This window comes from Bacillus sp. FSL K6-0994, assembly GCF_038630815.1.
Taxonomy (GTDB): Bacteria; Bacillota; Bacilli; order Bacillales; family Bacillaceae; genus Bacillus; species Bacillus safensis.
Genome location: NZ_CP152043.1, coordinates 2469123 through 2493024, shown reverse-complemented (window position 1 = coordinate 2493024; position 23902 = coordinate 2469123). Strand labels below are relative to the sequence as shown.

Sequence of the window (23902 nt, the reverse complement as noted above, 5' to 3'; positions counted from 1 at the left end):
TAAATGGATCAGGAACAAAGAGAAAGGTTGTACGCTAACACCCATGACTTAGTTAAATATAAGCAGTTAAAATCAAATGAAATATTCCTATTGGCTTTGAAAGATTTTACATTATCAAAAACAAGAGGATATTTACTGGTTATATTGCTTATGGCTTCATTTTTATTTCTGAAATTTTTTATTTACAAAGTAGTTAGTGCCATCGATGTTATTTTAGAAATAACATCGAATGTTAACGTAATTGCAATCCCATTATTTGCGATTATAGTAACTGCTTATGCTATTTTTCAAGCTTTATCTAATGGGCCAACAATTATCAACTTAATTACATCTGGTAAAACAAATGGGAGTGCTTTTAAAAAATTTAACCTTTATTTCTATGGAGTTGCGTTATTTTATTTATTTATTATAATCCTTAATTTTGTCTTAATACTCACTTTTAAATTCATGCCCTCAACTTTTTATTTAGGTTTACTTAGCAAAAATATAAACGAAGTTTTATCTGCTTTTTTTACAAGTCTTTATGTGATTTTGGTGGTCTATGCCTTAATAGAAATGAAAAGTGTAATTTATAACTTAAATCAAGTTTTTTTAACTCATGCTGCTTCCAGTTCAATTAAAGCCATGGAAGACTTAGCCATGGAAGACTCAAAACAAAACAATAAAGATCAGGTAGAAAAAGAACCCAGTAAAAAAAAAGAAGGGGAAAGAAAAAGAAGAAAAAATGAAAAATGATATATTAAAGCATCCTTCGGGGTGCTTTTTATTTTGGGGAGGGACAAAACGTGGACAACTCAATCAGGGAACTAATCATCAACACAGCAATTGGACACGCAATAAGGACAGACCAATTGTATAATGGTCTTAAAGCCCTTAATAAAAGGGGATGCATATGGGCAGATGGGGAGATCATCAGGGGATTAGGGATGCTTGGCTCTTATGGTGTGAGGGATAGGCAAGCTATAGACAGCCTTCTATATGTCAGCCAGACTCTGTCCTATGAAGCAGCACGATCCTATCTAGCATCATATCAAAGGCAGCACAGGGAAATTTATGCTGTACAGAAAGTAGGGCATCTTCATGCCTTTGTTTTGTTTGCGATGATAGATGAGAGGAAAGCTGGTGAATCCAATGCCACCTAAACCATTGAGAGAGTGCAAGGTGCGAGGATGCAGGGAGTTAACGAGGGATGGTTATTGTCCTGCTCATGCTGACGGCAAGCAGCAGGAAGCAAAGTATTACAACAAACATGTTCGAGATAAACAATCAACAAGCTTTTACAAATCGAAAGAGTGGAAACAGACAAGACAACTTGCTCTAATGCGAGACAATTACCTTTGTCAAAGCTGTTTAAAGCAAGATCGTGTCGTTCCTGCTGTCATGGTTCATCACATAGTGGAGCTAAAACAGGATTGGAACAAACGATTAGATTTAAATAACCTCGAAAGCATGTGTAATAGCTGTCACAACAAGGTTCATGGCAAGCGAGGGTCATAGTACCCCCGGCATTAAATCCCTATAAAACGGCTTTGTGAAGATCGGTGAGCCGTCGTCTACAAACAAACACCGCTTTTCAAAGTTTCCAAAAACACGAAAAACCCCCTCGGCGAAAATACCGAGAGGGCTTGGTACGACTGGTTTTGTTGTTAATTCGATCATAGCATGATTTCGTTCAAAAACAAGCATATATTTCAAAAAAATGAAACGGAATGAGGTGAAAAATATGCCGAGACCTGCAAAATCCGCAACGCTTCAATTAATACAGGGCAATCCAAATAAGAAAAACACAGATGAACTTGCGATGCGTGCTGAACAAGAACAGAAAATGAAAATGAGATCAAACAACATTAAACCTCCATCCTGGTTGGATAAGGTTGCTAAAAAGGAATTCAAACGGATTGCCGAGCTATTAAAGGAAGTGGACATTATAACGGAGGCAGATATCAGCATGTTGGCCGCCTATTGTAATGCCTATTCTCAATATATTTCTATTACCAAGGTGATAGAAGAAGATGGACTCATGGTTCATAAAGATGGATTTGATGAGGACGGAAATCCAATTGAATTGATTGGAGAAGAACACCCATTATTGAAAAGACAAAAGAACTTCTTTGATCAAATGAAGTCAGCTGCAAATGATTTTGGTCTTACTCCATCAGCCCGTGCAAAACTAGCGATCACTAAAACACAGGAGATCAGAGAAAAGACGGAAGCGGAAAAGGAGTTTAATGTATGACAATTAAACAATTTATGATTGGTTATTCCCGTGATGTTATATCAGGGGAAATTTTGGCGTGTCAAAAACACCAATGGGCCTGTGAACGTTTTTTAAAAGATATTGAAAGAGAAGGAACAGCAGATTTCCCTTATTTCTTTGATGACGAGAAGGCAAGACGATTCCTATTCTGGATGACACAATTTAAACATACAAAAGGTCCATTGCAAGGAGAAAATATTGTTCCTGAACCGATTCAGATTTTTATTTTCGGTAATATTTACGGTTGGGTACATAAAGATACGGGATACAGGAGATTCAAAAAAGCTTACTGGCAAGTCGGCCGTAAAAATGCTAAGACACAAAGCCTTGCTTGTGTGGGGTCGTTTGAGGCATTCGCTAATGACGAATACATGTCTGAGGTCTATATAGGTGCAACAAAAGCAGAGCAAGCCAAGATATGCTGGAATGAAATTAAAGCTCAAATCAGCAAGTGTGAGCTGCTTAATGTACCTGAAAAAAAATACCGGGTAGCCTATGGACAAATAGAACACCTTAAAACGTTGTCAAAAATAGAGGCGCTATCAAAAGATGCAGGAAAAACAGGGGATGGTTTTAACCCTCAATGCGGCATTATAGATGAATATCATGCTCATAAAACATCTGAAATATATGATGTTCTTGCATCAGGGATGGTAACAAGAACACAACCACTCATGATGATTATTACGACAGCTGGATTTGAATTAAATAATCCTGCGTATAGAGTAGAGTACCAATATGTTTCAAAAATTGTCGATCCAAACAATGTAGAAACAAACGATCAATATTTTGTCATGATTAATGAACTTGATCCAGGTGATGACATCAAAGATGAACGAAATTGGATTAAATCAAATCCGATTGTTGCTGCTAATGAACATGGCTTGAATTTCTTGCGCGGAGAGTTAGAGGTGGCCCTTGCAGTTCCAGAAAAAATGCGTAATTTCTTAACCAAAAACATGAACATCTGGGTTAATATGCGTGATGGTGGATATATGGACATGCAAGCGTGGTCTGATTGCGGGAAACATGAGAGTCTTCCTGATCTTTATGGTAAAGAGTGTTATGTAGGCATCGACTTGTCAAAACGAATTGACTTAACTGCTGCAAGTTTTGAATTCCAACTTGAAAACGGTATGTATTATGTGACATCACATGGGTTTATGCCCGAAGACACATTTCATGAGCGAATGAAAACAGATCGTGTCCCTTATGATCTGTGGGTCAAGAAAGGCTGGCTCACGCTTACTGATGGTGCTGTCGTTGATTACGACTATATACGTGCTTATATCAAACGACTTGAGGAAGAAAAAGGGTGGAGAATTAAAGAGATTGGTTATGATCCATATAATGCTACGCAGTTTGCGCAGCAGATGGAAGCGGATGGTTACGTTATGATCGAAATTAGGCAAGGGGTGCAAACCTTGTCTGAGCCGACAAAAGATTTCCGAGAGAAAGTCAAAGCGCGAAAGATTATTCATGATAATAATGACCTTCTGACTTGGGCGATGGGGAATGCCATCACAAAGATTGACGCGCAGGAGAATATCATGCTTGATAAATCAAAATCGTCACAACGTATTGACCCAGCAGCTGCACTTATAAACGCTCATGTGAGAGCTAGTCAAAATGATGGTCATTTAGATTTGAATGAGTATATTTTGTCAGGAGGCTTTTCATTCTAATGAAAAATATCATTAAGCAAGTTATGATTTTTCTGTACTCAATCTTAAATGACCTAGTATTCTTTGCTGGGGCAATCTTTATTACAATAGCAGCTTATAAAATACATGAAATCATCGGTCTTTTAGTGACAGGTGGTTTTTTAATATTTACAGCAATTTTAATGAGCCGAAGGAGGTGATTAATTGTTATTAGAAGGTATGTTTTCTAAGAGATCAGCAGATTCAGACAGTGGTTGGGGAGTGTCACAGGTCCCGCAATGGGTGTTTGATATTTTCGGTGGTGGTAAAACAGCAAGCGGAGAGAAAGTGAGTGAATCGACCTCATTAAAACATCCTGACGTTTTTTCTTGTATCAATGTTTTGTCAGATGATATAGCAAAATTATCTGTCCATATGTTTAGGAAGCTGGGAGAAAATATTTCTGGAGAACGTGACCATCCTGTTTTTAAATTGCTCTATTTAAAGCCCAATCAATATATGACAGCTTTTACTTGGAAAAAATTAATGATGACGCATGTTTGTATGTGGGGAAATGCATATTCTTTGATTCTTTCAGATAAAAGAGGTGATATCACAACACTAATCCCTCTTAATCCAGCGAATACCCATCCTTATCTTGATCCAAACACAGGGGATTTGTGGTATGAAACAATAATTAATAACAAACGAGCTGAATTACATGCGGAGGAAGTTCTGCACTTTAAAGGAATGACCGAAGACGGTATGGTTGGTCTCAGTCCAATTCAGGTTGCAAGGGAACATATTGGTGCTCAATCTGCCGCAACAAAGTTTAACGCGAAATTGTACAAAAATGATGCAACACCAAGAGGTATTTTGAAAATCCCAACCCTGTTACAACCAGAGGCAAAAGAGGTTGCAAGAAAAGAATGGATGAGAGTAAATGCGGGAGAAAGCATTGCGATTGTCGATGCTGGTCTCGATTATCAATCTATATCAATGCCTCTAAAAGATGCCGAATTTGTAGAGTCTATGAAATTCAATAAGGCTCAAATTGCTTCCATATTCAAAGTTCCTCTTCATAAGATAAACGAATTGGATCGCGCTACATTCAGTAATATCGAACATCAATCTATAGAATATGTGAAGAACACTTTACAGCCGTGGATCGTTTCCTTTGAACAAGAAATCAATACAAAGCTGTTTACTGATGCTGAAATCAGACAAGGGCTATATGTTCAATTTAATGTTAATAGTGAATTGCGCGGTGATTCAAAATCAAGAGCTGAATTCTATGAAATTATGGAACGAATAGGAGCTATGAATATAAATGAAATTCGTGCTCTTGAGTCAAAGAATGCAATTCCTGATGGGGATAGGCACCTAGTTTCACTGAATTACACTTTCTTAGATATGCTAGATCAATATCAGATGGCTAAAGCAGGCCATAAAGGAGGTGATCCGAATAATGCCGAAGGAAATCAGACAGCTAACGACGGAAATTGAAGTTAGGTCACTTGATGATGAAAACAAAAGTGAATATGTAGAGGGTTATGCCCTTAAATTTGAAAAGTGGTCTGAGCGTCTTGGGTGGTTTAAGGAAATCATCAGCCGTGAAGCGTTGGACGAAGCAGATATGTCCAATGTAATTGCTTTATTTAATCATAAAATTGATTATCCATTAGCAAGAAACACTGTTTCAACGGGCGCTGGTAGTCTCCAATTAACTGTTGATGCAATAGGGTTGAAATTTAGATTTGAGCCAACAGACACCACTTACGGACAAGATTTGATGAAGAATTTGAGAGCAGGCGTGATTAATCAATGCTCTTTTTCGTTTTCTCTTGATCATTCAGGTGATGAAGAACCTGATGAATGGACAAAAAATGAAGAAGAAAAGTTATACGAGCGCCGAATCAATCGCATCAATCGCATTTTTGACATTTCACTTGTTACAACTCCTGCATATAGCGATACGGAAGCTGTTGTAGGAGAAAGAAGTCTAGAAAAAGTAGAAGTTTTAAAAAGACAAAAAAACACATCAAATAAGAGGATTGAGCTAGAACTAGACTTATTAGACCTGACTATATAGTGGGTCTTTTTTTATGCTCAAAATCAAGGAGGAAGATCTATGCCAGTAATGATGAGTAAAGAGGAACGTCAATTGCGCCAACAGTTCACACAGAAAAAGCAAGAAGCTAGAAATTTAATAAGTGAAGGCAAAGATGAAGAAGCACGCTCTATGCTTGATGAAGCAAAGGCGCTGCAAAAAAGAATTGAAATGATGTCTGAGGAAAGAGAGCTGGATGCACCAGACGTTCAAGAGGACAGACATTATGTACCGGAACAAAAAAGAGATCCTGAATCTGATTTAACTGAGGAAGAACGCAGTTTAACAGGAACCCAAGAATATAGAAACGCATGGTTCAAGGTTTTGACTGGCCGTGAAGATGAATTGGGGAACGAAGAACGAAAAATGCTGCAGGAAGTTCTAAAAGAAAACAGACAACTTTCCTCTAAAAGTGATAAGGATGGCGGGTATACAGTACCGGATGACATTTCAAAACAGATTATTAAGTCTATTCAAGAATTAAATTCTGTTCGCAACTTGGTACGGGTTGTACCAAAGACGGCACCAGGAGGCAGCTATCCAGTAAGAAAGGGAGCTGCTGGAAAGTTATACAACATTGCGGAAAAAGAAGCGATCAAAGAACTCAAAAATATGGAGTTTGACCAAATCACATATAACGTCAAAAAGTTTGCCGGCTTTTTGCCTATCTCAAACGAATTATTGAATGATTCTTTCCTTAATTTTGTGAGGGAGATTGTTGAATGGCTCTCTGAATCTGCAACTGTAACTGAAAATGATGAAGTCTTCTATGGAAAAGGCGGAGAAAACAGCGTAGAAGGGATTATCACAAGCAAAAAATTTAAATCTCTCAAAGCCCCTTCTCTAATTACAATTAAGTTCTTGAGAAAAGTTAAAAATCAAATTAAAAGAGGCTATCGCAAAAATGCAAAATGGGTGATGAATACAGAGGCATTTGAAACGTTAGCAAACATTGAAGATAAAAACGGTCGCGGGATTTTAGCCGAGGACCCGCGCAATGAGGATAGCTTCCTTCTATTCGGTAGACCTGTTGAAGTGTATGACGAGATTGTCACAGACGATAAACAAAAAACTCATATTCTATTCGGTGATTTTAAAAATGCATACTTTATGTTTGATCGTCAAAAATTCGAGATCAAATCAACTGACATCGGCTCAGATGCATTCCTAACAGATCAAACATATTTCAGAGGTATTGAACGATTTGACGGAAAAGTAGTTGATCCAGAAGCCGCAGTTATTGTTACTGATTTAGTTGTAGGTGAGGAAGCAGAAGTGGAAACACCTTCTGAAGATAAGTCCGTAGACGCTGGAAAATAAGAAAAATTGAAAGGAATTGATTTATCATGGCTAAAGATTTTTTGAATGAAAGTAATGGAGTATACACATCTGCAGAGGCTGGGCCTGACGGTAAACCTATCACGCCTGTTTCTATCAGAGACAACAGCGAAGAAAATCCTCTTATTGTTAAGGGATTGAAAGGTGATCCTGGTGAACAAGGTCCTCAAGGTCCAAAAGGTGAAAAAGGGGATCAAGGAGAGCAGGGGCCGAAAGGTGATAAGGGTGACGATGCAGTAATTGAGGCTGGCTCAATTAAAAATGAACATTTAGGTGATGGTTCAGTTAATTCCCGGACAATCGGGAAAGGTAGTGTCAAATGGGACAATATCAATTCAGAAGTACAGAAAATGATCACTGACCTTCAAGAAAAAGTCGAAGCAATAGAAAACCCAAAATCTGAATAAAGGTGATGCCGGATGACTGAGGCAGAGCAAAAAGAGCTTGAAAAAGCGAAAAAATACCTCCGCATTGATGGTGATGCGGAGGATGATTTGATTTTACATTTCATCGCTGCAGCAAAAGAGTACATTACGAATGCAACGGGTTTAAAATTCCCTAACAATTTAGCGCAAGCAGAGTTAGCGGTCATGTCATTTACAACTCACTGGTATGAGAATAGGCAAATATCCGGCACGACATCAAATCTTGACGGGGTGCTCACAACAATGGTCAATCAACTCAAATACTTGGTTGTGGACGGTGAAAAAGATGCTGAATGACATGAGACACCGCATTCAGTTTCAGCAGAAAAATGAAAAGAACCGTTTGCCTGTCGATGGTGACAATGGCTGGGAAACTGTGGTAGAGTGCTGGGCAAAAGCAGAGGGATTAAAAGGTGCTGAATATTATGCTGCAGCCGCTATACAAAAAGAACATACAATCAAATTCACCATACGCCACAGGGAAGATATCGACGAGCACATGAGACTCCTATTCCAAGGGAAAACTTATGAAATTGAGTCTATATTACCGAATTATTCAAGGCTTCATTTTCTTACAGTGAGGGCAAAGGCGGTGACGTGATGTTTAACCTGCAAATTGACGGCTTAGAGGAATTAGAAAATGCCATTGGAAACATGCAAAGAAAAGTAAGCAAAATGCATAAAGAAGCTCTCACAGCTGGCGCAACAGTGATAAAAGATGAACTTCACCCAAATACACCGAGATCAGACAAGGAACAAAAACACATGCAGGATGATCTTGATATTACCCGGCTACGCACTGATGGTGACGGAGTGAAATATGTGGCTGTTGGTTGGCCGAAATCCAAGTCACGTAAGGACACACAATGGAGAATACACTTTCCTGAATTCGGCACCTTACATCAGCCTGCGCAAAAATTCTTTACGAGAACTGTCGAACAGAAATGGGACGAGGCTATACGAAGAGTAGCAGATAAATACCGACAGGCGCTGAGCAAATTATGATCAATCAAAACTTAATAAGGCGTGCAGATACTTGCAAGAATGCCATTTTTGAAGCGTTGGAGAATGATCCAGCGCTTTTGTTTTTAATAGACAAAGATGACATCTATGAGCTTGCAGTGCCAGAGGGTACAAAGTCGAGTCCACCGTATGTCGTGCTGCAAGAAATCAACTATAAACCGATCAAATGGGCTGATAACCGGCCTATACAAGATAGCGCAACCTATCAAATAGATGTTTATCACAATGCCGATCCGCAACCCATCATGGCTGCAATCGGGGATGTGATGGAGCGTTTAGATTTTGCGCCAACTATACCTATCAATGACTTTTTAGAGAAAGAGAGATTGATAAGAAAAGGGTATCGTTTTGAAAAAAATATAATACTAGGAGGCTAACTATGGCTGAGTACAGTTCAGTAACTGGTTTGGAAAATGTTCAGTTTGCACCATTGCAAAAGAAAGGTAAATTCTTTGTGCCTACTGAAATTCTAAAGTATGAGTACGCAATCAATATGAAGGTGGAAACTGAGACATCAACTGAAAAGCAGTATGCAGATGACAAACTGGTTGATTTGGTTGTTTCTACAGGTTCAACAAAACTAGAAATTGAAATGCGGGATCTTCCTATGGAAATTCTTGCGAAACTGCTGGGTATTGAACCGGATGAGAATGGTTTGTACTTGTATAAGAAGAATATTATCGCACCGTGGGTCGCAATGACGTTTGAAGGTCCAAAGGCAAACGGTAAATCTCGTCATGTCGGTTTAGTAAAAGGGCGTTTTTCTCTGCCGGGCGATGAATGGAAGACGAAGGAAGAAAAGACAGATTTCCAAACGGTTAAATTGTCAGCTGAATTTGTTGATCGAGAGCAGGATGACGTTTTCAAGGTTGTTACTGATGAAGATGCTGAAAACTTTAATCTTGATGCTTTTTACAAGTCTGTTTTTGGAGAAGCATACAAAGATGATAAAACAGAAAACGGTAGCAGCGTTGATATTGGAAAAGGTGCTTAAGAGGGCTGAAAAGCTCTCTTTTTTAATTGGAAAATAAAAAATAAGGGGGAGTCACTATGACTCAAAAACAAATTTCTATCTCTATTTGGTTCGAAGATGAGAAAAAACACAAAACGTTTATTGCGCCAAGAACAAACGCAAAAACACTCTATGAGGCTTTTGAGCTAGATGAAAAAGCAGCAGCAGCGGAGAATGCAAAAGAGATTGTTAAAAGCATGAATGAACGAATCAAATTCATTGTACGTGTATTTCAGAATCAATTTACTTACGATCAGTTTCTAGAAGGCTTTCAATCTTTTGAAATTGCGGATGCAGTAAGAAAAATCATGATGGAAATCATGGGATTTAAAGTGGCGGAAACGCAGGAAGAAAAAGATTTTTTGCCCGACATGAAGGCGTAAATGAACCATTAAAAAACGGCAAAGATCAATTAAATAAAATCTATACCACTTTACTTGAGCAAGGTTGGAAGATGCATGAAATTGATCAAATGGATATTTTTCATTTCTTAGAATTGAACGCTGAATCGAGCAAAACAAAAGAAGTAACGATTGATCAAATATTCTAAGTCTTGAAATCCACGTCAGGGAAGCGGGGTGGTACATAAATGACTCAAGCAATTGGCAATATGGTCGCTAAGGTCAATCTGGATGATTCGGGTTTTAATAGAGGTATAACAGGGCTTCAAAGGCAATTAAGATTGACCAACTCTGAAATGAAGGCATCTGCGGCCATTTATAAAAATACTGGTGATAAGTCAAAGCAATTACAATCACAAGTAGAGGGGCTTAACAACAAATATCGTCTTCAAGGGCGAATTGTTCAAGAACACCGAAAACGATATGAACAGCTTGTCAGGGAAAAGGGCCGTGATGCGCGAGAAACACAAATACATGCCCGCAAACTGAATGACTCTATCGCTGTTCATCAAAAGCTAGAAAAAGAATTACGAGATGTATCTAAAGAATTTGAGCATTTGCAAAGCACCGGCAATAAAGCAGCTGGTGTTTTTTCTGTTTTTAAGAAGAACGCTGGGGAAGTATCAGAAGAGTTACAATCTGTCTACTCTGCTGCGGGAATGGCAGGGAAGGCATTAACAGGAATCGGTGTAGCAGGCACCGTTGCAATTGGCGGCGCGGTTAAAGTGGCCGCAGACTTTGAAAAGGCTATGAGCAGGGTCGGTGCTGTGGCGAATGCATCGAATGACGAGATGGGCCGTCTTACAGAAACGGCGCGTCATTTGGGGGCTACGACACAATTTACAGACGGACAAGTTGCCGAAGGAATGCAGTACCTTGCAATGGCTGGTTATAAAACAAATAACATCATTGGTGCCATGCCGGGCTTGCTTGCTACTGCGGCAGCAGGGCAAACAGATTTAGGTGTAACAGCAGATATTGTATCTGACATCCTCACAGAGTTTCATATTGCTGCAGAAGATACAAACCGGGTAGCAGATGCAATGACCTACACGTTCACCAATTCAAACGCCACACTCCAACAGATTGGACAGACAATGAAATACGCTGGCCCTGCGGCAAAAACTGCAGGTGTCAGCATGGAAGAGTTAGCGGCCGCAACAGGTATCATGGCGAACAGTGGAATCAAGGCAGATATGGCAGGTACTGCATTACGATCCACATTAACAAGGCTTGCGGCACCTCCAAAGCCAGCTGGTAACGCAATACATGAGCTTGGCCTGAGTATTACTGACGCAAACGGCCGCATGAAACCTTTATCAAACATCATAGATCAGATTAACGAAAAGACGAAAAACTATACGGAAACCGAAAAAATCCGTATCGCAAAGCAATTGGCTGGTCAGCATGCCTTATCTGGTTTTATCACTTTGCTTCATGCGGGCGGTGATAAGATCGACAAATTCACCAAACAGATAGAAAACAGTGGCGGTGTCGCTGAAAAAGTGGCAAAAGGTCAAATGGACAACCTTGCTGGGTCAATGGAGTACCTCAAATCCGCAGCAAATAACGCTGTCATTTCATTAGGAAATCAATTTATTCCAGTGATTCGATCCACAACAGATGTGTTAACAAAAGTTGTGAATTGGTTTGATCACCTGCCTCCTTCTGTTATGCAAACAATTGCCGTGACTGGTGCTGCCGTTACTGCTTTCAGTCTTTTAGGCGGGGCTTCTTTATTATTAATGAGTGTCATTCCTAGAATGGCCGAGGGATGGAGAGTGCTTCGTACTGCTGGCACGTATCTGACAGGCACTGTCAGAGGATCATCAGCAAGTCTAGGCGTATACTCGACACAAGTTACAGCTGCGGGTGTCGCTTCAAGAACTGCGGCGACTGGCATTAACACAGCTGCAGCCTCAACGGCCGTTATGTCTACTCGTATGGGACGTTTACAACAAAACACTGGTCTAGCGACTACACGCATGGGCCGTCTAAATCAAACTGCCACAAGAACATCAAGGACAATGCGTGGACTTGGCGGTACGTCTCGTATTGCTGGCGGTGGTTTAATGATGTTTGGTGGGCCTATGGGTATGATTGGGGGTCTTGCACTCTCTTTTCTTCCTGAGATACTTAAATTCGGTAAAGGTATTGTTATGACTGGGATAAACGCCGTGAAAAGCGCAGGCGGTTTTATGAAACTTGCAAAGGGCGGCTTTTGCCTGTTTAACATCCTTAAAAAAGGTGCAGGTGTTGTAAGTTTACTCCGAGGCGGACTATCTGTGCTTGGTGGTCCTGTAGGCATGTTAATAACGGGTGTCACGCTTCTAGGCGAAGCAGGGTTTAAATATTATGACAACCTAAAAAAACGCGTCTTACCAGCAACAATAGATTTTGGTGATAAAGTGTCTGAATCCACTTCGAAAGCTGTAAATGCATATAAAGACATGGAGACAAAATCCAATGCAAAATTAGACAGCCTTTATCGAAATCAAACAAAGATCACAGATGATCTAGCCAAAGATATGACAGATAAATTCTCAGAGATGGCAGGCATGTTGAAAAAAGGTTACCAAGACAGTGCTGATAAAGCCTTAGATGTTTTGGGTAAATTCTATGCGGAAAATGATGCCCTTAAAGATAAAGACGAGCAGGGAATTCTTAAGAGCATCGAAAAAGGTAATCAGAAAAAGCAAAAGGCAATAGAGGAACACGAGAATAAAGTAAAAAAAATCTATGAAAAAGCAGCTAAAGAACACCGTGAATTAACTAAAGAAGAATGGAAAGAAGTCAAAGAACATACACAAGCAATGAATAAAGAAATTGAAACGGCTCTTACAAAAAGCAAGGATGAACAAACACTCATCTCCAAAAAGCTAAAAGCTGAATCGTCCAATTTGTCTGCGAAGCAGGCTGCCGCAACGGTGAAAAATAGTAAATCAGCAAAAGACAAAGTTATTAGTGATGCTGAAGAACAATACAATGCAGTTGTGAAAGCTGCAGATGACCAGTGTTACGTCAAAGGCACTATTAGCCAAGAAGAACATGATGCGACAGTTAAAGCTGCAAAAGATCAAAAAGAAAAAACAATAGAGCAAGCTGAAAAAACTCATAAAGGTGTTGTTGAAGAAGCAAAGAAACAAGCACAAGGACACATTGATCAAGTTGATTGGGAGACTGGCGAAGTGTTAGATGGATTTAATACATTACTTGTTGATTTAGCAGGTGTAGTTAACACCATTACGGGCGGTATCAATGAAGTACTAAAATTCATGAATATGCCGACAATCCCAGAATGGAAACCAAGCGGACACAATGGGAAGAAAAAAGCCATGAATGTTGCCCCCGGCATGGCATATGCAAAAGGAACTGACTACCATCCGGGCGGTCGTGCATTGGTCGGTGAGGAAGGATATGAGCTTGCTCATACTCCGGGTATTGGAACATATATGGTTGGCGTTGGTGGTCCTCAGATTTGGGATCTACCGCGTGGAACATCGGTTCTTCCTCATGATCAGACCAAAAAAATCACTTCACAGGGCTTACCGGGTTATGCTGGCGGCGTTGGTGATTTCTTCAAAAAAGGCGTCAAAAAAGGCGTTAAAAAAGCTGGTGAAGTAGTCGGCAAGGTGAAAGATTTTGGATCAGATATTTTTGACCTTGTGATGGCCGGACCAAAGAAAATTATCAGCAATATATTCGGTGGTCTTATCCCATTTAAAACTGGTAAAGGAATAGACGGGCTTGGGACAGGTATTTTAAAAACGATTCAAAAAGGTGCTTTAGGATTTCTTACAAAATCGTTAGGTGATTTTGGAGGAGATGGCGGATCATTTAAAGGTGTAGGTGGTAGTGCTGCGGTCAAAAAGTGGGTTGCACAAGCTATCAGCATCACTGGGATTTCTCCATCCTATGCAAAAGCATTAGAAACCATTGCCATGAAGGAATCAAGCGGAAACCCGACATTAGTTAACAGGTGGGATAGTAACTGGAAGGCGGGACATCCATCACAAGGACTCATGCAGTTTATTCCGACAACATTCGCAGCATACAAAAAGCCCGGATATGGAAACATCAAACATCCAGTACACCAAATTGTTGCTGCGATTAACTATCTTAACAAGCGTTATGGCGGCATCTATAATCATCCGGGATTAAAATCTATGGCGCGCGGTGGCCCTTATATCGGTTATGCATCTGGTGGTGTTATCGACAGCCACCAAATTGCACAGTTAGGAGAAAACGGCTGGCGCGAATATGCAATTACTACTGAGCCAAAGTATCGTAAACGCTCTTTACAGTTGTATTCTAACCTTGGCAAAGAGCTTGGAGTGCCTAGTTTCGGGGATGGCATGATCTCCAAGGCTTTACAGATGCTTGAGCGCATTAGTAACAAAGGAGACAAGCCTCAGAGCAGGCAGCAAGATGGATCTGACATGAGACAGATGATTGAGAATCAAAACAAACAAATTGGTCTCATGGCTCAACAAATAGACCTGCTGTCTCAAGGATTAATGATGCTGCAAAAAGGCTTTGAACAATTAATTTCAAAAGATAGCAACAACTACATGGACGGTCGAAAGCTTGATCAAACGACAGGTGAACGTTTTAGAAAAGAAGCATTTATGAGTGGGGTGAGGTAGATGGAATTATATATTGATTTTAACAATGGATTGGGTGAACAAAGTCTAAATGACTTGCTTCCTCATTTCCATCCGTTGAGTCTGACACCTGCCTCACCAATTGTTGAATTTGAGACAGTGTCATTGCCACGAATTAACGGTATTGTACTGCCGCAACATCCACGGGATGTGAAGTACAAAGAGAGACAGATTCAGCTTGAAATATATATGAACTCAATCATTGCTGAAAATTTCTACAGCTATAGAAGTGAGCTTTATGCTTTATTAGTTAAACCGTATCCATACTATATTGCTTGCGATTTATTCCCAAACAGGCGCTTTCTAGTGACTTGTGATGGGAATTTTTCAATTCCAAAGGAAAAAGAAAAGAATCATGCTGTTTTTAGCGTTGAATTTATCGACGTTTTGGGTGCTGCTGAATCGAAAAGTACATCATTAAATCGTCAATCGTTTGAGGGTGAACGATGGAGTCCCGGAATGAATATTGAGATGCGTGACGACCTAGAGTATTCATTCAAGAATAAAAAAACATTCAGCATATATAACATTGGAGACTTTAGGATCAATCCACTTAGACATGATTACCAAGTGACGTTGAAAGCCAAGGGAAAAGGTGTAACCATCATCAATCATACGACAGGTGAGCGTTTGAAAATTGAAGATGAATTAACTAAATCAAGGGAAGTTTCTTTTGTCAAACAATACACCATTGCTAACAAGAAGCGTCTCAAGACATCTGGTAGGCTTCCCTCACTTGATATTGGCCGAAACGATTTCGAAATCCAAAACGCGAGCGATATTGAAATTGTGTTTGACACAAGGTTCTATTATGCATAGGGAGGGATGACATGGCTGCGGTTGACTTTATCAAAAAACTAGCACCTGGAGCGAAAAAAGTCTACAAAAAATATAATGTCCTTGCAAGTCTTGTCATCGCTCAAGGGTGCCTTGAAAGTGGTTTTGGAGCAAGTGACCTGTCACAGCAAGCCTATAATCTATTTGGAGTGAAAGGGTCATACAAAGGAAAGTATGTCCTGATGTGGACCAAAGAACAGGATAAGCACGGTAACGAAACCAGAGTGAAAGCTCCATTTAGGAAGTATCCTTCATTTGCGGAAAGCCTAGAAGATTTGGGGAGCCTATATACTAGGCTCAGTCGTTATAAGGCAGTGGTCGGTGAAAAAGACTACCAAAAAGCTACAGCTGCTGTTGCAAAGGGTGGTTATGCGACTGATATCAATTATGCTACAAAATTAAACAGCATCATTTTTACTTACAAACTCACACAATATGATAATTTGGATGATCTACCAGAAGAACCGAGTGAACCAGAAACACCAACTGGTCCTGATTATCCAAGCAAGGAATACGATGGGAAAGACATGCCACTCAATCAAAATTTACCGTCCGATGTGGATTTTCCACAGCTTCATGTTTCGAGCAAGGACGGAAAGGAAGTCATAGAGATAACGGGTGTGTCTGTTGATTTTACGGCCGATCCAACAGGTAAAAAATCATTCAGTTTCACATTGCCGCGTACGCAGGAAAATGCCGCAGAGTTTGAGTTATTGGTTGTGGACAACATTTTATATCTTGATGAAAAGAAATATAATCATCAAAAATACTACATTACCAACGTGAGTCTTCATCAAGAAAATGGAATGCTAACAAAAACGGTTACTGCTGCACATATCTTCTCCGTCCTGTTGATTAATAACAGGATTGAAAAAACAGTTTCTAAGAAGTTAAGCATTAAAGAAGCGCTTGATATTGCCCTCAAAGGAACTGATTTCAAATATGTCATTCATGCAAAAGATGGTGAAATTTCTTCTGCGGAACAAGAAAACTTCGGTGAAAAAAATTCCACAGAGCTTATGGATGAAATCATTGAAGATTATGACATAGAGTTAGATGTAGATAATTACAAAATCCATGTTTACAAAAAGATGGGCCGAGAAATAGACTTTGTGCTTGATAGTCGCTATAACATGCCCGGCATTACTATTACGACTGATTCCCAGAATTGTACCACTCGTGCGTGGGGATACGGCGCACAAAAAGAAACAGAGTCCGTCTCTCAATCAAAGGATGACAAAACAACAGAAGATGAAAAAGCAGCGACAAAAGATGAAGAGAAAGAGCCTGAGTATGTATTTGATCCAGTTCTTTATATTCATCCTGATGAAGATAAATTTCTCATTGAAGGAAAACCACGTTGGGCAGAGCCGATTAAAGATGAGAGGTACAAAAAATCTAGCAGCATCATTTCGGCCTTAAAGAAGCATGTAAATCCTTATCCTGAAATGACTGTAGAAGTTGAATTCCAAAAAATCTATGAACCGAAGCTGCTTGAAATCGAACAAGATTTTTGGTTAGGTGATACAATTCATGTCATTGCCGACACTGCAGACGGAATAACCTTTGAGGACGATCTGAGGGTGGTATCAATTCAGCATAACCCTCTCAATCCGTATAGTAGCCCAACGATAACATTTGCGAATTATCGCAAGGACATACAACGAATAACAGTAGATCAAGTAAAACAAGTGAAAAATTTACAACGATATATAAACGACATGCTCAAGACGCTTAGATAGGGTCTTTTTATTTTCGCCAAAAAAGGAGAGTGAGAACATGGTGAGGCTTAGAAAGGACTATGACACTAGACGAAACTCGAAATACGCAGAGCAGCTTCGAGAAGATATGCAGTCTATAGAAAATCATTTGAATCAGAATGAAGATGATTTGAAACGACATAAAACAAGCGATATTGCTCATACGTCAAATCAAATCAAACACGGCTTGCATTCAGTCGCGAATCGTATAGACAACTTATGGTCTAGGATTATCAATCTTGTATTGAATCATGATGGAAAAGACGTAAAGGAAGTCGTAGATATTCGTGTTGCTAGGGATGCATCCATTCATCCCACTGCAAAAGATCGTCTCGATTATGACTTTCAAATTCTTGAGCAAGAAATTGAAGATTCTGCAGTTTCTCTCAATCTCAAAAAATTCATCAAGAAATATGGGAGCTTCACAGCGGGCTTTAAGGCAGCACTAAGTCTTGCGAAATTATATCCGGTGCATATTGTCGTGCCTCCCGGTAAATACAAGCTGATGGAGACAGCCCGTATTTATAAAAATACTCATTTGACCTTACAAGCTGGTGCCTTTATTAAACGTGGCTTTGTAGGATCAATGCTTGTAAATGGAGATAAAGACGATCAGACAAAAGGTTATAACGGCCACGGGAACATACTGATTGATGGGCAGGGCATGTTTGATAGCGCAGGTGGTGAAATCAAAGAACAATGTTCAGTTTTGGGATTCGCTCATGCTGAGCGTATTATCATACGGGACATCACTATCAAGGATGTATGCGGTGGTCATGCCTTTGACTGTGCAGGCAATAAGCATGTCTTAATAGAAAATGTCTGGTTTAAAGGTTTCGCTGATTATAAAGGAGACAGGTGGTTTTCTGCTGCAATTCAACTTGACTTGATGAGATCGGCGGGCAACTTCGGCGCATTTGGAGCGTATGATCAAACCGTCAGCAAGCATGTCACTATTCGAGACTGCTATTTCAGCAGATCAGAGAATCTAAGAGGGTATGCACGCGGTGTAGATTCACACACGAGCACTGACGGTTTTTGGTATAGTGACATCCGCATTATTAATAATGATTTTGAGGACACATTGGAATATGCGGTGTCAGGCAACAAATGGGAAGATGTTCTGATAGAAGGGAACAGATTTAAGGATTGTGCATCCGGTGTAAGGCTAATGATTCCTAGCGTAGAATCTGTCTACACGCAAGACGCAAACGGCAATCCTACAAACAGGGTTAACAAAGTAAAACGTCTTTCAGTCAAAGATAACACTTTCACAAACATTAAAGAGCGTCATGCCATTCAGGTATATGGCCGTAAAGGGATTCAAAAAATTGATGACGTGGACGTTTCCGACAATAAAATCAATGGCGTAAAGGTCAAGCATGCTATCCATTTATCAGATGTGGATGGCTTTTTGGTGTCTCGCAATCAATTTAGAGACATCAAGCATCACGGGGTACTCTTAACACGCTGCAGCAATGGTAAAGCTGATCTAAACGTAGGACGAGACATCGAAGGAAACGGGGTGCGTGTGGAATTAGGTTGTAAAAATATTGATGTCACAAACACATCTTTACGAGAAGTGGGATATTCAGGGATTTCTGTTTCAGGTGATTCTGAAAATATTAACGTTGATTTTAGTGACATCGAAAATGCGGGAAAAAGAACTTCCACATCTAATCCCTATTACGGAATTATCTTCATGGATGGAGTCACGGATTCAGCAGCAAGATTCAACAAAGTGCGCGGAAAGAAATGCAGATACGCGATGTATATGACTAGCAAGTGTTCAAGGATTCAGCATTTTGGAAACAGACTTAAAGGTGCTGGTGCAGAAGGCAGCTTGAAAGATAATAGTGTCGATCCAATTAAAACGATTGAGAATGTAACATGAGAGAGGTGATAACATGATTCGCAAAAACGGTCCACTTGATTTTGATGTAAACGCATATACCAGTTCAAGTGTATCAACCAGCATAAATTTTTGGACGCAGGACCGTCAGACAGCAAGGCTCGTATTCAAACTCACGAAAGATGGAGTCCCTTTGCCTCTAGCAGCTGTCACAGGGAAACTTGTATTAGTTATGTCTGATGGCAGCCGATTTATTCGAGACATAAATATTATTGATCGAGTGGAGGGGCAAGCGGAATACATCTTGTCTGATCAAGAGATTAAGCATTATGGAAGTGTACAAGCTGAGCTGAATTTGTATTATGCAAATGATCAATCTATGTCCGTACATCAATTCTCTTTCCATATATCTATGTCTCTTATAGATCAAGATATTGTGCCGATCACTGAGTATTATGTGGATGAGTTCGAGGCACTAAGAGAGAAAATAAACGCGTTGTATGAAGAATCTATACAAACGATTAATGATCTGAGAGACAAGTTTGAGGACTTGGAAAAGATCGAAACAAAACAGGGTGCGCAGTCTAAAGTAGATGCAGCACTTGCGGCAGCTAAAAAATACACGGATGATCACGCGGAAACACCTGCAGGTGCAAAAGATAAAGTAGCAGCGGCTCTGGAAGCGGCAAAAGAATACGTCGATCCGCACCTTGAAAACAAAAAGATTCACGTAACAGAATCAGAAAAAAGTAACTGGAATAACGGCCAGCTGCACAGGCTTACACCTAACGACGGTAAAGTTGCAAGGTTGCCAAACGGTACTGATATTTTTTTACTGCCAACGGGTTTTTATATGGGAGCAAATCTGTTAAATCTGCCTGTAGAGAATGATTCCAGTTTCTATTACATTGAAGTTTTAGAAACATCATATGTCCAAAATGAAATTAATTACAAAAGGATTATTGCCACGAGATCATTTGATAATATGACTTGGATTGGCACGTTCCATGCACAAGGCTTTCGAGGTTGGAAACGTCTCATAACAGACGGAGATGCTGCAGTCATTTGGAAAACACCTTCATTGTCCAAAGGATGGAAGCAATATGTATCATCAGATGGATTTCCGCACACGTTACGCTATTCAAAAGATGCTTCGGGAGTGGTGGAGATCATCGGGTCTATTACTGGTGGTGTGATTGGTAATGATGTCGAGGCGTTTACATTACTTGAAGGGTTTTTTCCTTTGCAGTCATTTCACTTTATTGGTGTAGCATCCAGTTTGGGGACACCGGGTGTACCACAATATCACCGAACCTATATAGGTACTGATGGTCGAGTTTGTGTTCAATCTTGTTCTAATACGGTAAACCCAAATGAATTTATTACGTTTGGGGTCCGTTTTAAAGCAAAGTAAACGTGGGAGGTGCGGACATGATTTGGGTGTATAAATATGATGAAAACTACATTTGGCAAGCAGACAAAGACATCTTAATAGATGTAGAAAACGGAGAGGAAATCCCCAAAGGCTATACAGATAAACAGCCACCTGATGGGTTATTTATTGCAAAGTATGATCCCAAAAAAGAAGAGTGGTTCGAGGCGGCATCTCAAGAATACATTGATAGTTTGCAGCCTGATCCGCGGCCGCCAGATGATGTAATGATGCTTAAAAAACAAGTGGCTCTTCTTACATTACAATTTTCGCAGCTGCAGAGAGGCGGGTCATCATGATATACCCGACGGCTGACGATATCAAAGTATTTTGGAATTGGGGCGTGTATACGCCTGAAATCATGAGGGAGTATGTTTCGTTGAAAGTTATCACTAAAACAGAATTTGAAGAGATCACAGGTTTGAAGTTCGACAAGCCTGCTGTCTCAGTAGATTTAGGAACAACAGCATCTTAACAGGTGCTTTTTATTTTGCCTTCGAAAGGAGGTGATTAAAGAAATGGAGGAAACGATAGTGTTTATTAACTTTGAAACTTTAGATTTAGCGAAGACTTATTTATTTGGCGGAGTGAAATTTTTGGACTTGCTCTTGCTGCTAAGTGTTATTGACGTTCTGACGGGTATCATCAAAGCGTGGAAAGTTGGCAAACTACGCAGCCGTACGGCATGGTTTGGCTACGTAAGGAAAATGCTTAGTTTTGTTGTCGTGATTGTTGCTAACATCATTGACCAGATCATGGGCTTAAATGGAGTGCTGACCTTCGGGACAGTGTTGTTTTACATCGCAAACGAAGGGCTTTCTATCACAGAAAACCTTGCACAGATCGGCGTGAAAATTCCAGCTTCTATCACAGACCGTCTCCATGTGATCGAGTCTGACAGCCAAAAAGAAGAAGAGGAAAAGAAAGCTGCTGAGTAATCGGCGGCTTTTTCTATATAAAAACAAATTAAGGAGTAGATGAACATGACAAAGAAAATTATGCTTGATCCGGGACACGGTGGGCACGATCCGGGCGCAGTAGAAAATGGTCTGAAAGAGAAGGATCTTGTATTAAAGATCGCTAAGAAAACTAAAGCGATTCTTGAAAAGGTGTATGGGGCATCCGTTAAGCTCACACGATCAACTGATGTTTATATTGATTTGTCCCAAAGATCGAGACTAGCAAATAATTGGGGCGCTGATTATTTTGCATCTATCCATATCAATGCAGCTGGTGGCACAGGCTTTGAGTCGTTTCGTTACGTCGAATTATCTGCATCATCCGGGACTGGCAAGCAGCAAAAAATCGTACATGATGCGATCTATAGAAAAATTAAAGGTAAAGCAGGGAACCGCGGAACCAAGTCTAAGGATCTTGCAGTATTGCGCGAGACAAAAATGCCAGCAGTCCTAACAGAGAACCTTTTCATCGACCGTAAAGAAGATGCTGCGCTGCTCAAACAAGAATCTTTCCTTGACTTGTTGGCTGAGGGACACGCAGAAGGGATCGCGGCAGCCGTCGGTTTAAAAAAGGTTTCATCATCATCTAAAACAAGCCCTAAAAAAGAAACGACACCAAAGGGTGTTAAAATGGCCGTAGTGAAGCCGAATGCTGATGGGTGGCTATGGGTCTATGATAAGCCGAATTGGTCAGCAAAGCACAAAAAAGTAAAGCCGGGTGAAGCATTTACGATTGATAAGACCGTTACGGTCAACGGGGCAAAAATGTATAAGCTTAAATCAGGTCTTTATATCACAGCTGCCACAAAATATGTTCAGGTAAAACAAAAGTAAAATGAAAAAGCCCTTCCTTTATATTGGGACTGACCCCCTAAGATGAGACAAATAAAAAACACCTTCAAGTTTGAAAACGGATCGTTGTGATCCGAAATAAAACATGGAGGTGTTTTTTCTATGGGGACAAGAGTGAGTTATCCGGTTGAAGTCAAACAGAAGGCTGTGGAAATGAGATTGGCAGGCGTACCTATGAAAGAGATCATGCAGGAATTGAATATCAAGAATAAGACGCAGGTTCAGACATGGGTGAGATGGCATAAAACTGGGGATACACACAGGTTCGAACAACCTGTTGGAAAACAATATACCTATGGAAAGGGTCCCGAGTACTCTTCTGAATTAGAGAGACTACAGGCAGAAAATCGCTATTTGAGTCAACAGAATGAGGTTTTAAAAAAGTACAACGAATTGGAAAGGAAGTTGATAAGGAAACGTCAATCAAACTGGTAGAAGAATTGTGCAAAACGATGACGGTACAGGACATCTGTGTCCATTTAGGCATCTTACGTACTTCGTATTATAGATGGAAAAAGAATCTGACTCAGAATCAGAATCATTCTAAAAGACAACTAGAGAAACAGGTCGGCACGTTGTGCCGAAAGCACAAATATCGATATGGTTATCGGAAAATCACAGCCATACTAAAAATGAAAATGCGTATTAACCATAAAACTGTTCAACGTATCATGCAGAAAAACCAGTGGCAATGCCGGGTTAAAATGAAAAAGCGTAAGAAGAATGGGCAGCCTTATGCCGTAGCCGGTAATATACTGGATCGGAATTTTCAGTCTGATCGCCCTCTTGAAAAACTAGTCACGGACATCACGTATTTGCCTTATGGACAGAAACAATTGTACCTTTCCAGTATATTGGATTTATATAATGGAGAAGTGATTGCTTTTACGATTGGTGATAAGCAGGACACAGACTTTATCTTAAACACACTTAATCAGCTCCCAGCACTGCCTGAGAATTGCGTGTTACATAGCGATCAAGGTTCTGTGTATACATCTTACGAGTATCAGAAAGCTGTTCATATAAAAGGCATTACCATGAGCATGTCCCGTAAAGGGACACCCGCTGATAATGCCTCCATCGAATCGTTTCATTCCTCACTAAAGTCTGAAACGTTCTATCTTAACAGGATTGATCGCACTACAACCACCATCGTAGAACGCACTGTCAAAGAATACATTTATTATTATAACAACATTCGTATTCAAACGAAACTAAACAACCAATCACCGATAAACTATCGGCAATTGGCTGTATAAAGGTGTTTTGATCCCTGTCTCAAAAACAGGGGTCAGTCCCATTGGAGGGGCTTTTTTTGTTTGTCTTTATTCAGTTCG

26 protein-coding genes are annotated in these 23902 nt (G+C 40.0%); all 26 read left to right on the top strand.

What is annotated here, in order from left to right:
- Positions 1 to 3 precede the first annotated feature (3 nt).
- The 26 genes from MHB69_RS12890 to MHB69_RS12765 all read left to right on the top strand — a co-directional run bounded on the left by MHB69_RS12890 (position 4) and on the right by MHB69_RS12765 (position 23824).
- Positions 4 to 735, top strand: coding sequence for a hypothetical protein (locus tag MHB69_RS12890; RefSeq protein WP_342495647.1), 732 nt, complete (start codon positions 4 to 6; stop codon positions 733 to 735).
- 50 nt (positions 736 to 785) lie between these two features.
- The gene (locus tag MHB69_RS12885; protein ID WP_342495646.1) at positions 786 to 1142 is read left to right on the top strand and encodes a hypothetical protein; all 357 of its coding nucleotides are present in this window, start codon (positions 786 to 788) and stop codon (positions 1140 to 1142) included.
- Complete coding sequence (locus tag MHB69_RS12880; protein WP_342496239.1) at positions 1132 to 1497, top strand: HNH endonuclease; 366 nt, start codon at positions 1132 to 1134, stop codon at positions 1495 to 1497. The genes MHB69_RS12885 and MHB69_RS12880 overlap by 11 nt, the downstream gene beginning before the upstream one ends.
- Positions 1498 to 1723: 226 nt before the next feature.
- Positions 1724 to 2236 (top strand): phage terminase small subunit P27 family, encoded by a 513-nt coding sequence (locus MHB69_RS12875; RefSeq protein ID WP_342495645.1) that lies wholly within the window; start codon positions 1724 to 1726, stop codon positions 2234 to 2236.
- Positions 2233 to 3942, top strand: coding sequence for a terminase TerL endonuclease subunit (locus MHB69_RS12870; protein ID WP_342495644.1), 1710 nt, complete (start codon positions 2233 to 2235; stop codon positions 3940 to 3942). The genes MHB69_RS12875 and MHB69_RS12870 overlap by 4 nt, the downstream gene beginning before the upstream one ends.
- Complete coding sequence (locus tag MHB69_RS12865; protein WP_342495643.1) at positions 3942 to 4121, top strand: hypothetical protein; 180 nt, start codon at positions 3942 to 3944, stop codon at positions 4119 to 4121. Before MHB69_RS12870 ends, MHB69_RS12865 begins: the two co-directional genes overlap by 1 nt.
- 4 nt (positions 4122 to 4125) lie before the next feature.
- Complete coding sequence (locus MHB69_RS12860; RefSeq protein WP_342495642.1) at positions 4126 to 5406, top strand: phage portal protein; 1281 nt, start codon at positions 4126 to 4128, stop codon at positions 5404 to 5406.
- Positions 5369 to 5992: an HK97 family phage prohead protease gene (locus tag MHB69_RS12855; protein WP_342495641.1), complete on the top strand. Its 624-nt coding sequence runs from the start codon at positions 5369 to 5371 to the stop codon at positions 5990 to 5992. Before MHB69_RS12860 ends, MHB69_RS12855 begins: the two co-directional genes overlap by 38 nt.
- A 39-nt stretch (positions 5993 to 6031) precedes the next feature.
- Positions 6032 to 7330 carry a phage major capsid protein gene (locus MHB69_RS12850; protein ID WP_342495640.1) on the top strand — a complete coding sequence of 433 codons (1299 nt, stop codon included), beginning with the start codon at positions 6032 to 6034 and terminating at the stop codon, positions 7328 to 7330.
- Positions 7331 to 7356: 26 nt separating this feature from the next.
- Complete coding sequence (locus MHB69_RS12845) at positions 7357 to 7755, top strand: collagen-like protein (protein WP_047947239.1); 399 nt, start codon at positions 7357 to 7359, stop codon at positions 7753 to 7755.
- 12 nt (positions 7756 to 7767) lie between these two features.
- Positions 7768 to 8070 carry a head-tail connector protein gene (locus tag MHB69_RS12840; protein ID WP_099682823.1) on the top strand — a complete coding sequence of 101 codons (303 nt, stop codon included), beginning with the start codon at positions 7768 to 7770 and terminating at the stop codon, positions 8068 to 8070.
- Positions 8060 to 8374, top strand: a complete 315-nt coding sequence (locus MHB69_RS12835) for a phage head closure protein (protein WP_178930498.1) — start codon at positions 8060 to 8062, stop codon at positions 8372 to 8374. The genes MHB69_RS12840 and MHB69_RS12835 overlap by 11 nt, the downstream gene beginning before the upstream one ends.
- Positions 8374 to 8778, top strand: coding sequence for an HK97-gp10 family putative phage morphogenesis protein (locus MHB69_RS12830; RefSeq protein ID WP_342495639.1), 405 nt, complete (start codon positions 8374 to 8376; stop codon positions 8776 to 8778). Before MHB69_RS12835 ends, MHB69_RS12830 begins: the two co-directional genes overlap by 1 nt.
- Positions 8775 to 9173 carry a DUF3168 domain-containing protein gene (locus tag MHB69_RS12825; RefSeq protein ID WP_057079043.1) on the top strand — a complete coding sequence of 133 codons (399 nt, stop codon included), beginning with the start codon at positions 8775 to 8777 and terminating at the stop codon, positions 9171 to 9173. The genes MHB69_RS12830 and MHB69_RS12825 overlap by 4 nt, the downstream gene beginning before the upstream one ends.
- Before the next feature lie 2 nt (positions 9174 to 9175).
- Positions 9176 to 9790 carry a major tail protein gene (locus MHB69_RS12820; protein ID WP_342495638.1) on the top strand — a complete coding sequence of 205 codons (615 nt, stop codon included), beginning with the start codon at positions 9176 to 9178 and terminating at the stop codon, positions 9788 to 9790.
- A 56-nt stretch (positions 9791 to 9846) separates the two neighbouring features.
- Positions 9847 to 10191: a hypothetical protein gene (locus MHB69_RS12815; protein ID WP_342495637.1), complete on the top strand. Its 345-nt coding sequence runs from the start codon at positions 9847 to 9849 to the stop codon at positions 10189 to 10191.
- Between the two features lie 206 nt (positions 10192 to 10397).
- A complete protein-coding gene (locus MHB69_RS12810) occupies positions 10398 to 14855 on the top strand; it encodes a phage tail tape measure protein (RefSeq protein WP_342495636.1) in 4458 nt (1485 codons plus the stop codon).
- A complete protein-coding gene (locus tag MHB69_RS12805) occupies positions 14856 to 15692 on the top strand; it encodes a phage tail domain-containing protein (protein WP_342495635.1) in 837 nt (278 codons plus the stop codon).
- Between the two features lie 11 nt (positions 15693 to 15703).
- Entirely contained in the window at positions 15704 to 17452 is a 1749-nt protein-coding gene (locus MHB69_RS12800) for a phage tail spike protein (RefSeq protein ID WP_342495634.1), read from the top strand.
- 37 nt (positions 17453 to 17489) lie between these two features.
- Positions 17490 to 19364 (top strand): right-handed parallel beta-helix repeat-containing protein, encoded by a 1875-nt coding sequence (locus tag MHB69_RS12795; protein ID WP_342495633.1) that lies wholly within the window; start codon positions 17490 to 17492, stop codon positions 19362 to 19364.
- 13 nt (positions 19365 to 19377) lie between these two features.
- Positions 19378 to 20736, top strand: a complete 1359-nt coding sequence (locus MHB69_RS12790) for a BppU family phage baseplate upper protein (RefSeq protein ID WP_342495632.1) — start codon at positions 19378 to 19380, stop codon at positions 20734 to 20736.
- A 17-nt stretch (positions 20737 to 20753) separates the two neighbouring features.
- Positions 20754 to 21053: a hypothetical protein gene (locus MHB69_RS12785; RefSeq protein ID WP_342495631.1), complete on the top strand. Its 300-nt coding sequence runs from the start codon at positions 20754 to 20756 to the stop codon at positions 21051 to 21053.
- Positions 21050 to 21229: an XkdX family protein gene (locus MHB69_RS12780; protein WP_342495630.1), complete on the top strand. Its 180-nt coding sequence runs from the start codon at positions 21050 to 21052 to the stop codon at positions 21227 to 21229. Before MHB69_RS12785 ends, MHB69_RS12780 begins: the two co-directional genes overlap by 4 nt.
- 43 nt (positions 21230 to 21272) lie before the next feature.
- Positions 21273 to 21692, top strand: coding sequence for a phage holin family protein (locus MHB69_RS12775; protein ID WP_342495629.1), 420 nt, complete (start codon positions 21273 to 21275; stop codon positions 21690 to 21692).
- 45 nt (positions 21693 to 21737) lie between these two features.
- Positions 21738 to 22547, top strand: a complete 810-nt coding sequence (locus tag MHB69_RS12770) for an N-acetylmuramoyl-L-alanine amidase (RefSeq protein ID WP_342495628.1) — start codon at positions 21738 to 21740, stop codon at positions 22545 to 22547.
- 120 nt (positions 22548 to 22667) lie between these two features.
- Positions 22668 to 23824 (top strand): IS3 family transposase gene (locus tag MHB69_RS12765; RefSeq protein ID WP_342495627.1). Its coding sequence is split into 2 segments (ribosomal slippage): positions 22668 to 22941 and positions 22941 to 23824, totalling 1158 coding nucleotides; the frame shifts between segments, so codons are not numbered across the junction.
- Positions 23825 to 23902: the final 78 nt, after the last annotated feature.